This window comes from Chryseobacterium sp. VD8, assembly GCF_037149975.1.
In the GTDB taxonomy this organism is placed as follows: Bacteria; Bacteroidota; Bacteroidia; order Flavobacteriales; family Weeksellaceae; genus Chryseobacterium; species Chryseobacterium indicum.
Genome location: NZ_JBBCQL010000119.1, coordinates 1 through 13,324 on the forward strand (window position 1 = coordinate 1; position 13,324 = coordinate 13,324).

Consider the following 13,324-nt stretch of genomic DNA (forward strand, 5'->3'; position numbering starts at 1 on the left):
AGCCAGAACCAGATAGCGGTTATTGCTAAAGCCTTGGGACATCCTGCTAGAATTGCTATTATCGAGTATTTGTTGAAGGTCAATACTTGTATAACTGGAGACATTGTGAATGAATTACCGTTAGCACAGCCAACTGTATCACAACATTTAAAAGAACTGAAAAACGCAGGATTGATAAAAGGAAGCATTGAAGGTAATTCAGTTTGTTATTGTATTGACGAAAATACTTTTGACATATTGAAAGAGTATTTTTCAAAAATAATCTTTACGGTAACTAACCAAAAATGTTGTTAAGAAAATGGAAATTGCTTTCATTATATCATCGATATTATTGATCAGCTATTCACTACTGGCAGTATTTGATGGTGTATTCTTACACCTATATAAATATCGCCTCTATCAACATGAAGAAAGTCGTTTTGAACATCTTACACATACAATAAGAGCCTTATTATTTACGGGTATTTTAATCTCTCTATTCATCAATATTGAAAACAACAATTTGTTTTTATTAGGCTGCATTTTGATTGCAGTTGATATTATCACCTTGTTGGTCGATGCCTATGTTGAAAAAGATAGTAGAGCATTTATGGGAGGGTTGCCAAGATGGGAATATATTGTTCACCTTTTGGTAAATGGTTTCCACTTCGCGGCTATCGCTGTTTTTTTAGTGATTAAAATAAATATAAATGCTGATGGCATCAGTTTAACTGAAAATTTTCAGCAGATAGAAAACTATCAAACTTTCAAGATCATAGCATTGAATCTTTTACCGGGTGCAATTATCATAAGCCTTTTGCATATTATGGTTTATAGTCCGAAATTCAATTATTACTTTAAAAAGATACAGCTCAAATGCTGTTAAAAAAATTTGTCAACAAATATCGCAATATTGCATTATAACTATAAAATATTAAAACAATGAAATTATCAGAAATCAAAGAAATTCTTCCAACATTAGAAAATGTTGAATTTCAGTTAGAAAATGGAACATTTGTACCTGAACATTTCCATGTTACAGAAGTTGGTCAGATCAATAAAAAGTTCATTGACTGTGGTGGTGTAATCCGTGACGAAAAAGCTGTAAACTTTCAGCTTTGGAATGCGGATGATTATGAACATCGTTTAAAACCAGGTAAGTTGTTAAACATTATCAGACTTTCTGAGGAGAAATTAGGAATCGAAGATTCGGAGATCGAAGTTGAATATCAAAGTGATACCATCGGTAAATATGATCTGGAGTTTAACGGAAAAACATTTGTGTTGAAAAGCAAAACAACAGCATGCCTTGCCCAGGACGCTTGTGGTATTCCATCAGAAAAGCAAAAGAAAAACCTTTCTGAGTTAACGGTAAATCAGAGCAATACATGTACACCCGGAGGTGGTTGTTGCTAACTATCCGAAGAATGTAATATATAACTTCTAAACAGTATTAAAATCCGATGGAAGAAATTTTTGATGTTATTGTTATTGGAGGGGGACAGAGTGCCTTAGCTTGTGGATATTATCTGAGACGAGCAAAACTGAAATATATTATACTGGATAAACAGGCTGTTCCAGGTGGTGCATGGCTCCATACCTGGGATAGTCTGACTCTTTTTTCTCCCAGAGAATACAGTTCATTACCGGGTTGGCTAATGCCTAAATCTGAACATCAGTTTCCGCTAAGACAAGAAGTAATTGATTACTTGGGCAAGTATGAAGACCATTATCAACTGAATGTTCAAAGGAGTACTGAAGTTACTGAAATTAAAAAAAATGAAGGTTTATTTTACGTTCATACTCTTCAAGGGATTTTTAAAACCAAAACAGTTATTTCAGCAACCGGAACTTGGGAGAATCCATTTATTCCAACGATTGATGGAATAGAAGATTATAAAGGTTTACAGATACATTCGGGAAAATATAAGAACCCTGAAAAATTTATCGGACTGAAAACATTAGTAGTAGGCGAAGGTAATTCAGGCGCACAGATTGTTGCAGAGCTTTCAAAAGTTACCACTGTAAAATGGTCAACCAAAAAGGAGCCTGAATTTTTACCTGATGATGTAGATGGTTATTATTTATTCACTGTTGCCTCTGCCCGATACAAGGCGGAAAAAGAAGGAAAACCGTTTGATTCATCGCAATACAATTTAGGTAATATCGTAATGGTTCCAACCGTTAAGGAGGCTAAACAAAGAGGCGTATTTGTATCAAGTGGTACATTCCATCAGCTATACGATAAAGGGGTAATCTGGTATAATGGTGAAAAAGAGGAATTTGATGCTATTATTTGGTGCACAGGTTTCGGTTACAATACCTCTTATCTTAAATCACTTATAGAAACGGATGAAAAGGGCATTGCAAAAACTACAGAAAGCAAGTCCTTAGAAGTGACCGGACTATGGCTTGTAGGATATGGCAACTGGACTGGTTACGCCTCTGCAACATTAATAGGGGTAAACAGAATAGCAAAACAGACCATTGCTGAAATCGAAGAATTTTTAAACCAACAAAACTAAAATGAAAATTGCATTATTCAGTGATATTCACGCAAATTTACCGGCACTGGAAGCTTTCTTTAAAGATGTCGAATTCCGTGATCCGGATAGTATTTACTGTTTAGGAGATCTTGTAGGTTACAATATTTGGCCCAACGAGGTGGTCAATGAGATCCGGAAGAGGAAAATACCAACCATTGCCGGAAATTATGATTTTGGCATTGGGCGTATGAGCAACGAATGTGGTTGTGCCTATAAAACTGACGGTGAAAAAGACAATGGTAACATTTCCATTTCTTTTACAAACTCCATTATGATGGACGATGAACGCTCCTATCTGCGAACACTTCCTGCACACATCAAAGTTGAGTTCCAGCTTAATGAAGACAAATTAAATCTTCTATTAGTACATGGCAGCCCAAGAAAAATCAATGAATATCTGTTTGAAGACCGGGAGGAAAAAAGCATGCTCAGGATCATGGAGCAAGCGGATGCGGATATTATGTGTTTTGGACATACCCATAAGCCATATCATCGCATTTTAAATTCAGGTACTGAGGATCTTCCGCATTATCGCCATGCAGTTAATATCGGTTCTGTTGGAAAACCAAAAGATAATGATGTGCGGGGAGGCTATGTTATGTTAACGATCAATGACAATAGTTCTGTGCTTAATAAAGACAGTATCAAAGTTGAATTTATTCGATTTGATTATGATATTGAAAAAGCGGCACAAGCAGTTGAAAACAGCCCACTACCTAATGAATATGCAGAAAATTTAAGAAGAGGCTATTAATTTTAGAATTTAGAAATGAACCAAACACTTGTAAAAAATATCGAAGCACTCTCAGCTGGTACGATATCAGAAGAACGAAAAATAGTTTTGCAACCTTTAGTTGATTATGTGCAGAGGAAAATAGAAACTGACCAGACGATCCGTTTAAATTTCATCTGTACCCATAACAGTAGAAGAAGTCATTTATCGCAGATCTGGGCGCAGACTATGGCTTATCATTTTGACGTTAAGAACGTATATTGCTATTCAGGTGGCACTGAGGCAACAGCGATGTTTCCGAAAGTAGCAGAAACGTTAAGTAACCAAGGTTTTCAGATCCAAAAACTTAGCGAGAACGAAAACCCTGTCTATGCAGTAAAGTACGCACAAAATGAAGCTGCTGTAATCTGTTTCTCCAAAGAATATAACAATGACTTTAATCCAAAAAATGAATTCGGAGCAATTATGACCTGTAATAATGCGGATGAAGGCTGTCCGATTGTGTTTGGAGCAGAGGATAGATTTCCAATAAAATACGATGATCCCAAAGCTTCTGACAATACCCCGGAACAAACTCAGGTCTACGCAGAAAGAAGTTTACAGATAGCATCAGAAATGCTTTATGTCTTTTCACAATTAAAGAAATAATATGGATATAATTTCATTTGGTAAAGAACAGTTTAGGGAAATTGCTGAAATCTATAGACAGGGCCTTGAAACTGGAAATGCGACTTTTGAAACCTCAGTTCCCAATTGGGAAGATTGGGACAAAAGTAAATTAGAGCATAGCCGTTTTGCTGCTGTCATTGACAATATCATAGTGGGATGGGCAGCGTTATCTGCGGTTAGTGATCGCTGTGTATATGGCGGAGTGGCTGAAGTGAGCATTTACATTTCCAATGACCACAAAGGAAAAGGAATAGGAAAAGCCCTGATGACAAAATTGATAACGGAAAGTGAGATCCATGGAATTTGGACATTACAAAGTGGAATGTTTCCAGAAAATGAAGCTCCAATAGCTCTTCATAAGAGTACGGGATTTAGAATAATAGGTCACCGTGAAAAAATCGGAAAGCTTGGAGATACCTGGCGTGACACAGTAATCATGGAAAGAAGAAGTAAAACAATAGGATTAAATTAAAATAGTATGCAACCAAAATTAAAATTTCTTGATAGATACCTAACCTTATGGATATTTCTTGCTATGGCCATCGGCGTGGGCTTAGGTTTCTTATTCCCTGGTATTTCAAAGGTAACAGATTCCTTATCCATGGGTACAACCAATATCCCATTAGCAATTGGATTGATCTTAATGATGTACCCTCCACTAGCTAAAGTGGACTATTCCCTTTTACCGACTGCCTTTAAGGATAAAAAGGTAATTAGTATTTCACTATTGCTAAATTGGGTTATAGGACCAATTTTAATGTTTGTTCTAGCCATTTTATTTTTGAGAAATGAGCCAGACTATATGATAGGATTAATCCTTATCGGATTAGCAAGATGTATCGCTATGGTCATCGTATGGAATGATTTAGCAAAAGGAAATAGAGAATATGCTGCTCTTCTGGTAGCTTTAAACAGTATCTTTCAGGTATTTACCTACAGTTTTTTTGTCTGGTTATTTATCAATGTTCTGCCTGGTAAATTAGGTCTTGCTAATTTCAATGTCAGCGTATCCATGAAAGATGTTACAGAAAGTGTACTTATTTATCTTGGTATTCCTTTTCTAGCCGGATTCTTAAGCAGATACATTCTAGTAAAGTCAAAAGGGATCGAATGGTATAATAGAAAATTTGTTCCAAGAATTTCCCCGATTACATTGTATGCTTTGTTATTCACGATTGTTTTAATGTTCAGCTTGAAAGGTGAAAAAATCGTAGAGCTTCCAATGGACGTAATCAAAGTTGCCATACCATTGATAATCTATTTTATCCTAATGTTCTTCGTTAGTTTCTTTGTAAACAAATCCTTAAAAGTACCTTACGACAAAAATGCATCTATTGCCTTTACAGCGACAGGGAATAATTTTGAGCTGGCCATAGCGGTTGCGATTGCTGTATTTGGTATTAATTCTCCACAAGCTTTTGTTGGTGTCATTGGACCTTTAGTGGAAGTTCCTGTACTCATACTACTGGTCAGAGCAAGTCTGTGGCTGAAGAAAAAATACTATTCTTAAGATAATGCAATAAAATTCAGGGGTAGTAGTATAATCTAAAACCTTTTAAATAAATTATAGGGAGGTCGATTTGGAACTGATAAGTTTTAAATCGACCTCCCTCTTTTTAATTTTATGGAATAATCTACAAATTGCGGATCATAATATGAATTATTTTTCCATAAAATAAAAGTCAACTCTAATAGTTTTCTTTGAATGGCCACAACAGCTTTCATTTTAATTCCATGCTTTGAAACTAATCTTAAAAAAATCTCTCTGAACCTTCCGTCGGTTCTGATTGCAGCTAGAGCAGGAAAATGCATTACCTTCCTTAAATAGCGATTACCCCGCTTGGAGATTCGGGGTTTCGATTTCACTGAAGTTCCAGACGTCTTTTCTTTTACATCCAATCCTGCATAGCTGACTAACTGTCGTTTATTTTTTATCAACTCAAAGCCATTTGTTTCGGCTATAATTGTTACAGCTGTTAGGCTTCCTATTCCCGGAATAGAAGATACTATTGTCATCTTATCCGCTAAAACGTGATCTCCTTTGATAAGTACAGCTATTTCTTCACGTATTTCTTTTTCCTGCAGATCTATTATGGATATTCTCTTTTTTGTTCTCTTCACTGAACTGGCATTTGAAGTTTCAGAAGTATGGTCAGCATGCAGTTGATTTTTTAACATTGTACGCTCCTGTATCAACTGTTCACGCTCTCGACAAAGTTGCTTCAAATCATTGTATATTTTTAAAGGAGGTTCCCAAACTTCCAATTGTCTTTCCAAACCAAATCTCGCAATGGCTTGTGATGCACTCTTGTCCGTTATCGTTTTTATGTCTAGTGTTCTCGAATAATTGCTGATCTTATTCGGTAAAACGATACTGACTTGTTTTTTAACATTGTATAGATAGTATGCCAGGGATTCATGGTAAACACCTGTCGCTTCCATTACATACCGTATCTCTGTTGAGGTCGATGTCTGCTTATTGACCCACGATACAAGAGCTGAATAACCTTTTTTGGTATTTGCAAATACTTTATAAGCATAAACTTCTATACTGAGATGCTCATCCATTCGGCCAAGTGATACCACCAATTCGTTTTGTGCCACATCAATGCCTACCGTTTGTTTTAATAATACCTTCATCTTATTTGTTTTAGATAAGTGAAAACCTTTCGTCATCTTTTCTCCTGAGTGGATATACTGGCTATACGACTCTTGATAATGAGTGCATTCCTTACATTCTGTTCAGATTCTAAAAGGTAAAGAAGAGGAGGTAGTTTCTTTTCCCGAATATACCGTATGGCTATTTAAAGCAAAATCTACTCTCACTCTTCTTCACTTAGATTATAATTATACAAACATAGGAGAAGCAAAAGAACGTCGGCTGATTAAAATATGTAGCTTTTAATTTCTTCCATTATTCTATTTCGAGTTCAAAGTAGGTATCTTCCCAATTGAATTTAGCCTTTAAAAATTCCCAGGCTCTATCAAGTACCATGTCCTCGTCCTGTCCAAGATTCTTCGCGTTACTTATAACAAAAAATCCCGTGTAATTTTCAGTCTTATATACAAAGTCCTTATGTCTTGATGTAAAATTTTGGGGCTCCCGTCCATTCATATACAGGAACTCGATCAGTGATTCGCTTTTTAGGTGATAGACCCAGGTTCTTTCATCTTCAATATAGTACCCGTCCAGTAACGAGTCCGCCTTCTGGGACACAAGCTCACCGTCATTCTCGTAATCCTGAATGCTTTTTTCGCAAAAAAGAAATTCTGGTTGATGAAATTCAATGCTTTTCATGATAGATGTCCTTGATTGTTATGATCTAATATACGATTATTTTTTTGCTGCTTCAATTTGATATTCCTTGTTATATTTTATTCATCATTCAGGAATAGTCGATCAAGTTCCTGATCAATATTCAGTTTCAGCAGGCTATTATAAAGTTCATCCTGCTGTTTACTATCTCCAAGGTTTTTACCGAAATACTCAGCCATAAATTCGGCGAAGAACCTGTGAAAAATTCTAACATAAGTCTGGGCTTTTTCTGCTATATCTGTGTCTCCAATATTGATTAAACCATGAAGGGCCAAGTAGATCCTGTAAAGTAGATTGAAATTCTTTTCCTTTAAACCAAATTGGTATAATAATTTCATCTCGTTTGGTATCAAAAGAAAGCATTTCCGTATGGCCTGAACTATGGGTTCGATTATGCCTTCCTTACCGCTTATAATCTGTCCGATCCCTTCCCATTCGTAGCTTTCATAGGATTTCATATTCAACAAAGATCTACGATCTGCCCTGTGGATAAATATAGGGGATGAAGCAATTTTATGAATAAAGGTCAGATGAAAATTGTAAGGGGTCAGATCTGAATTTTCACAATGATTTTCATCGCCCATTGGGAACGGAGCCAATTGCGACAGTACCGCAAAAGGAAAAAAATCTGCGATCAACAAACCTTCATTTCCATATTTTTTTTTCTCATAATCGATGTCGATGTGACCTGCGTTTTCATCAAATAAAAGTAATCTTGACTGATCAGAAATCACTTCCTTTTTTGGCTCTACTTTTAGCATTCTGTTGATAAGATCTGAAAACAATTTTGGTTTTGTTTGAGAAATCTCCATCAGTACAGCGGCTCCCACAATATCGCAATATGGAACTGCCATAGTCAATTCGCTAAAATAATTGAGATTTTGATCAATATCTCTGGTCTCAGAATCTTCCGCGAGAAGGCGTGAAATTATTGGAATACAATAATTGGCTAATAGTTCAGGAAGTTTGGGGTATAGTATACTAAAACCATTGTTCCGAAAATGCCTGATCACCGTTATGGAAGATTTTATCAGTCCCTCGTAATGGTCATTATATTTCCGTTTAAATATATCAATCGTAATAGAACCACTTAACGATGCAGCCACATTAAGATCTGAGTTTTGTTTCCGCAAATTATTTTCTTCCATAAAGCATTCTGCCATCATTGACATCAGACGGTGAATTTCTTGCGAATAAGTTTGGTTGTTTGTAAGGAGCTTTAAAAGGTAAACATCAGGTATCGGCTGGATCTTATCATATTGCCCTTCGACAAGGGCATCATTTTTATACAGAGAAATTAAATGTCTAATAATACGTGGTTCTCTATATTCAGCTGCATAATGTCCTCCATTTTCAATAACCAACTTGAATTTATCAAACATTATTTCATTTGCCTGAAAATACTCATCGTCGTCGAGCGCATCTAATTTTATAATTTTACTTTTCTCGCCTATAACAGTTTTATAATTTTTAAAAGGTACATAGGCTAACTGTTGTAAATTGAATTCGTCTACCGTATAAAGGATTCGATGGTGTCCATCATCAAAAATGTCAATTAGCTCAATGATTTCGTCCATAATAACATTGGAGATACTCTCGTTGAAGTTATCAAGCAACAAATAGAACCTATTCTCACTACCCACCCTCAGTGAAGAATGTAACCATTCCCTGATCTGTTCGTCACTCACACGCATACCGGAGTTTTTTGTAAAGGTATTGGCTAGTTGTCTATAAATTGAATAGTTATGGTCATGACAGTCCAGATAGAAGACAAAATTTTCCTGTGAATTCAACCTACTGAAGAATTGGTAGAGCAACATTGTTTTTCCGCTGAATGCCTGGCCTTGTACGCCTATCAAAGAGGTTTTATCGTCGAATGCTTCAATCACCTCTGCTAGAATGCTGCGGTCAATCACAAAATCTGGGCATATAGGCTTGGTTAAATCTCCAATTTCTCCCGTCAATCGTAAAAATTTTTGTTGGGTTATCTGGTTAATAACATGAGCGAATAATTCTGGATCGTTATTCAACAGGAGATTTACGGCATCCTTGAAATCATTTGCTGCCAGGGCGAAAGAATCCTTGATGCACTCATTTATCATCCCAAAATCTACACTATCGGTAATAATTTCTTCTTTGGTATAGGTGTTAAAAAAACGATTGATCTTTCCGTTAGAAATTAATGTTATCGCTGGCATCTGATCTAAAAGTCGTGCGTAGGAAATTCCTTGAGCTATATCTCCAGAAGAAATAGCCACATTCTCCTGTTTCAGTTCCAGGAGAATCACATTTTGCCCATCAATTTTCAATATAATGTCGGAAATTCCCCGTACAATATTTTTTGCTGAATATCCGGAATCTAATGGGATATAGTGATGTCCTATTTTAAGCGTAAATGAGGTTTGGTGTTCTACTTTTACCTCCTTGAATGTTGGAAATACTGTGTGCAGTACACGATCAATTCTTGCTTCTAACGTAGCTTCATTCATTGTTAATAATATGTATAAATTGATCCCAAAAGTTGGTTCTGAGGGATTAAAGCAATTTACAATTTTTCACCAATATATTCACCCTAATTATAATCCGATCTCCAAGATATAAAACGCTCAATTACGATGTTAATTTTGAAAGATCCGATTTGATTTCATTGAACATTTTGATAATAGTAGTGTTGTCCAACAGAAGTTCATTTTGTTGTGATTCCTCGACAGCAATACTCGACGTAAATTCCCAAACCTCCAAAAGATCTTTCAAAAGAATATTGTATGGCTTATAAAAAGAGTTGTCGGCCATAACCTCCAATGCGGTCGGTTGTACTGCCGATAATCTTTTATAGGTAATTCCTTCATGTGTTAAAAAAATATATGTCTTCCCGATCTTAATGTCATTCAGTGATTCTATATACCTTCCGATTATATAAGCACCGTCTTTATGAGGTGGCATAGAATCACCTTCTACTGGAAAGGCTCTATATTTTCCATTTCGAAGAAACGGCAGAGACATAGTTTGTAAGGACTCTATATAGTCAGGATCTGCATAGCTCATAAGATAGCCCATTGAAGCTTTGAATGGAACAATCTCGATTTTATTTTCACCCATCTCGTCGGTTTTTATAGGAAGTAGGATTCTGTTGTCAGGTAAATTGACCATTTCTTCTAACCTATATTTTCTAAGGTCAACGGTAAGAAGTAAGTCGGTACTTAAATGATAAAATTTAGAAAGCGCCACAAGTACTTCCAGAGGAAGAGAAACTTTTCCGTTCTCATATTTAGAATAGCGATCTCTTGTTATACCTATGGCCTCGGCTATTTTCTCTTGTGAAAGCTGCGTTTTCTGCATCCGTAAATACCTGATGTTGTCGGCCAAAAAAGTTTGTAATGTCATTTTGGGAATATTTTTCCCAACAAATATAAACCATCTTGGGAAATTTCTTCTCAATTTTGCTAAATAAATTAGTATAAAATGGAGCGGACGATTGTACATTGTGACTTGGATACATTCTTTGTATCGGTTGAAAGGCTGATCAACAGCGATCTTATCGGGAAACCAGTATTGATCGGAGGAAGTTCTGACCGTGGCGTTGTTGCGTCCTGTTCTTATGAGGCCCGCAAGTATGGTATCCATTCCGCCATGCCCATGCGCCTTGCCAGACAGCTCTGTCCCGAAGCTGTGCTTGTGCGGGGCGACCATGATCTTTACAGTAAATATTCAGACATTGTTACGGAAATAATCGAAGATAAAATTCCGGTTGTTGAGAAAGCGTCAATTGATGAACATTATCTTGATATGACCGGAATGGATAGATTTTTCGGTTCCTGGCAATTGACACAGGAACTCCGCAAAACCATTATTAAAGAAACTGGACTCCCCATTTCATTTGGTTTTTCAAAAAATAAAACCGTAAGTAAGATTGCCACGGGCGAAGCGAAACCCTGTGGAGAACGAAAAATTGATGAAGGGACTGAACGGAATTTCCTTGCTCCGCTATCTATTCGTAAAATACCGGGTATCGGGGAAAAGACCTATCCGTTATTGCGCAATATGGGAATATCACAGATCCTTACTTTACAGCAGATGGACGTCATTACCATGAGAAAGGTACTGGGTGAAAATGGCGTCAGCATCTGGAACAAAGCCAACGGTATTGACAACAATGCGGTTATTCCTTTCAGCCAGCAGAAAAGTATGAGCAAGGAGACGACATTTGAACAGGACACAATTGATATGGATATTCTCAGACGGACGATGCTTTCAATGGTGGACGAGCTGGCATTTGATCTGCGTAGAGACGGCAGACTGACTTCATGTGTGACAGTAAAGCTTAGATACAGCAATTTTGATACCCATACCATGCAGACAAAATTGCCCTTTACATCATCCGAAAGGGTTATTTCTGAAAAAGTAATGCAGCTTTTTGAAAAACTATACAGCCGCAGGATGCTGATACGCCTGATCGGTGTAAAATTCAGCAATCTGATAGCAGGTGGATATCAGGCAGATCTTTTCAATGACACACTTGAAGATATCAGGCTGTCTGAGGCAATGGACAGGATAAGAATAAGATATGGGCACGATTCGGTGCTCAGGGGCTTCGCACTTCCAAATTTATAATACGATGCTGCTCAATTTACATAGTTATTATAGTCTACGATATGGTACAATAAGCGTAAAGGATCTGATTGAGGGTATCCGCAAGTATGGATTTGACACAGCTGTACTCACGGACATGAATAATTCTTCAGCAACAATTGATTTTATCAGACAGTGCAGGGAAGCTGGTATAAATGGACTTGCAGGAATGGAATTTCGTAATAATTGTAAGCTTCTCTATATCGGAATCGCAAAGAACGAAAAAGGTTTCAGGGAACTCAACGAATTTATGACTGCCCACAATCGTGATAAAACATTATTGCCACCAATAGCACCTGGCTTTCGGGATGTTTTTATAATTTATCCTTATGGAAGTATTCAAGAAGCTGCTCTTCGGGATAATGAATTTATAGGAATACGGCCTTCGGAGCTTACCCGTTATATCGTTGCTCCAAAACGTTTTATGGATCGATATGTAATCCTTTCCCCCGTATCATTTAAACAGGATGATTTTCAGTTGCATAAACAGTTGCGCGCTATTGATAACAATATTCTGATATCACAGCTTCCTGCTGATCAGATGGCGGAGAAAGATGAAATATTTGTTCATAAGGAAAAATTAATGCAAATATATGGCCTGGTTCCTGAGTTGATTGCAAATACAGAAAAGTTACTTTCAGAATGCCGTTTTGATTTTGACTTCAAGGGTTCCAAAAATAAAAAGACTTTTACGGGAAACCGTTATGACGATAAACAATTATTGTTTAAGTACGCTATGGACGGGTTTGAACGACGGTATGGATCAAATGACAAAATTGCCAGAGATCGGGTTCTGCATGAACTGGATATCATTCATGAGCTGAATTTTTCCAGTTATTTCCTCATAACCGATGATATATGCCGTTATGCAAGAAACAGGAACTTTCATTATGTCGGTAGAGGCAGCGGAGCCAATAGTATTATCGCATACTGTCTTGGGATAACTGATGTTTGTCCAATCGAACTGAACCTTTATTTTGAACGGTTCCTTAACCCTAAAAGGAAAAGTCCACCCGACTTTGACGTTGACTTTTCATGGCGGGATCGGGATGAGATATATGATTATATTTTCAAAAGATATCAGGGCGAACATACTGCTCTCATGGGAGCAATGGGAACTTTTCGTGACCGTTCGATCATAAGGGAACTTGGAAAGGTTTATGGACTTCCCAAACCTGAAATTGATCGACTGATCAGTGACCCCTCCAATATGCTCAACAAAAATGAAGTTACCAGGACAATCCTGGGAGTTTATAATCAAATGGCAGATTTTCCCAATCAACGTACGATACATGCCTCCGGTGTGCTGATATCGGAAAATCCGCTGACCTGCTATTCTGCGCTGGATTATCCGCCCAAAAACCTGCCGACAATGCAGTTTGATATGTATGTTGCCGAGGAAATAGGGTTTGAAAAATTTGATATTTTATCACAGAGAGGAATCGGACATAT

General features: G+C 37.0%; 14 protein-coding genes. 10 read left to right on the forward strand and 4 right to left on the reverse strand.

Annotated features, from left to right (window positions below; translation table 11 throughout):
* The 8 genes from WFK35_RS13445 to arsB form a co-directional block, all read left to right on the forward strand.
* The coding region (locus tag WFK35_RS13445; protein ID WP_336733017.1) for an ArsR/SmtB family transcription factor at nucleotides 1-294 on the forward strand (294 nt) is incomplete at its 5' end.
* Nucleotides 295-298: 4 nt separating this feature from the next.
* Nucleotides 299-865 carry a hypothetical protein gene (locus WFK35_RS13450; protein ID WP_048506350.1) on the forward strand — a complete coding sequence of 189 codons (567 nt, stop codon included), beginning with the start codon at nucleotides 299-301 and terminating at the stop codon, nucleotides 863-865.
* A 56-nt stretch (nucleotides 866-921) separates the two neighbouring features.
* Nucleotides 922-1,395, forward strand: a complete 474-nt coding sequence (locus WFK35_RS13455; RefSeq protein ID WP_048506349.1) for a DUF6428 family protein — start codon at nucleotides 922-924, stop codon at nucleotides 1,393-1,395.
* A gap of 47 nt (nucleotides 1,396-1,442) precedes the next feature.
* Nucleotides 1,443-2,504 carry an ArsO family NAD(P)H-dependent flavin-containing monooxygenase gene (locus tag WFK35_RS13460; RefSeq protein WP_048506348.1) on the forward strand — a complete coding sequence of 354 codons (1,062 nt, stop codon included), beginning with the start codon at nucleotides 1,443-1,445 and terminating at the stop codon, nucleotides 2,502-2,504.
* A gap of 1 nt (nucleotide 2,505) precedes the next feature.
* A complete protein-coding gene (locus tag WFK35_RS13465) occupies nucleotides 2,506-3,279 on the forward strand; it encodes a metallophosphoesterase family protein (protein ID WP_048506347.1) in 774 nt (257 codons plus the stop codon).
* 15 nt (nucleotides 3,280-3,294) lie between these two features.
* Nucleotides 3,295-3,906 carry an arsenate-mycothiol transferase ArsC gene (locus WFK35_RS13470; RefSeq protein WP_048506346.1) on the forward strand — a complete coding sequence of 204 codons (612 nt, stop codon included), beginning with the start codon at nucleotides 3,295-3,297 and terminating at the stop codon, nucleotides 3,904-3,906.
* A 1-nt stretch (nucleotide 3,907) separates the two neighbouring features.
* On the forward strand, nucleotides 3,908-4,399 hold the full coding sequence (locus WFK35_RS13475; protein WP_048506345.1) for a GNAT family N-acetyltransferase: 492 nt from the start codon (nucleotides 3,908-3,910) through the stop codon (nucleotides 4,397-4,399).
* 6 nt (nucleotides 4,400-4,405) lie between these two features.
* The gene (gene arsB / locus WFK35_RS13480) at nucleotides 4,406-5,437 is read left to right on the forward strand and encodes an ACR3 family arsenite efflux transporter (protein ID WP_048506344.1); all 1,032 of its coding nucleotides are present in this window, start codon (nucleotides 4,406-4,408) and stop codon (nucleotides 5,435-5,437) included.
* Between the two features lie 86 nt (nucleotides 5,438-5,523).
* Here the strand turns inward: arsB and WFK35_RS13485 are convergent, their stop codons facing one another.
* From WFK35_RS13485 to WFK35_RS13500, 4 genes are all read right to left on the reverse strand, one after another.
* On the reverse strand, nucleotides 5,524-6,567 hold the full coding sequence (locus tag WFK35_RS13485) for an IS110 family transposase (protein ID WP_048506343.1): 1,044 nt from the start codon (nucleotides 6,565-6,567) through the stop codon (nucleotides 5,524-5,526).
* A gap of 274 nt (nucleotides 6,568-6,841) precedes the next feature.
* Complete coding sequence (locus tag WFK35_RS13490) at nucleotides 6,842-7,225, reverse strand: hypothetical protein (RefSeq protein ID WP_048506342.1); 384 nt, start codon at nucleotides 7,223-7,225, stop codon at nucleotides 6,842-6,844.
* A 77-nt stretch (nucleotides 7,226-7,302) separates the two neighbouring features.
* Complete coding sequence (locus WFK35_RS13495; RefSeq protein ID WP_073060393.1) at nucleotides 7,303-9,732, reverse strand: ATP-binding protein; 2,430 nt, start codon at nucleotides 9,730-9,732, stop codon at nucleotides 7,303-7,305.
* A 121-nt stretch (nucleotides 9,733-9,853) separates the two neighbouring features.
* Entirely contained in the window at nucleotides 9,854-10,867 is a 1,014-nt protein-coding gene (locus WFK35_RS13500) for an XRE family transcriptional regulator (protein ID WP_336733018.1), read from the reverse strand.
* Here WFK35_RS13500 and WFK35_RS13505 point away from each other — a divergent pair.
* Together WFK35_RS13505 and WFK35_RS13510 are read left to right on the forward strand one after the other, a co-directional pair.
* Nucleotides 10,766-11,854, forward strand: a complete 1,089-nt coding sequence (locus WFK35_RS13505; RefSeq protein WP_336733020.1) for a DNA polymerase Y family protein — start codon at nucleotides 10,766-10,768, stop codon at nucleotides 11,852-11,854. The genes WFK35_RS13500 and WFK35_RS13505 overlap by 102 nt on opposite strands.
* Before the next feature lie 4 nt (nucleotides 11,855-11,858).
* Nucleotides 11,859-13,324, forward strand: a 1,466-nt coding sequence (locus tag WFK35_RS13510; protein WP_336733019.1) for a PHP domain-containing protein, incomplete at its 3' end; no start/stop codon positions are given.

Bases quoted from the DNA above. Each gene is read 5' to 3' on its own strand.
- WFK35_RS13450 (WP_048506350.1), top strand. From the start codon at position 299: ATGGAAATTGCTTTCATTATATCATCGATATTATTGATCAGCTATTCA.
- WFK35_RS13455 (WP_048506349.1), top strand. From the start codon at position 922: ATGAAATTATCAGAAATCAAAGAAATTCTTCCAACATTAGAAAATGTT.
- WFK35_RS13460 (WP_048506348.1), top strand. From the start codon at position 1,443: ATGGAAGAAATTTTTGATGTTATTGTTATTGGAGGGGGACAGAGTGCC.
- WFK35_RS13465 (WP_048506347.1), top strand. From the start codon at position 2,506: ATGAAAATTGCATTATTCAGTGATATTCACGCAAATTTACCGGCACTG.
- WFK35_RS13470 (WP_048506346.1), top strand. From the start codon at position 3,295: ATGAACCAAACACTTGTAAAAAATATCGAAGCACTCTCAGCTGGTACG.
- WFK35_RS13475 (WP_048506345.1), top strand. From the start codon at position 3,908: ATGGATATAATTTCATTTGGTAAAGAACAGTTTAGGGAAATTGCTGAA.
- arsB (WP_048506344.1), top strand. From the start codon at position 4,406: ATGCAACCAAAATTAAAATTTCTTGATAGATACCTAACCTTATGGATA.
- WFK35_RS13485 (WP_048506343.1), bottom strand. From the start codon at position 6,567: ATGAAGGTATTATTAAAACAAACGGTAGGCATTGATGTGGCACAAAAC.
- WFK35_RS13490 (WP_048506342.1), bottom strand. From the start codon at position 7,225: ATGAAAAGCATTGAATTTCATCAACCAGAATTTCTTTTTTGCGAAAAA.
- WFK35_RS13495 (WP_073060393.1), bottom strand. From the start codon at position 9,732: ATGAATGAAGCTACGTTAGAAGCAAGAATTGATCGTGTACTGCACACA.
- WFK35_RS13500 (WP_336733018.1), bottom strand. From the start codon at position 10,867: ATGGATACCATACTTGCGGGCCTCATAAGAACAGGACGCAACAACGCC.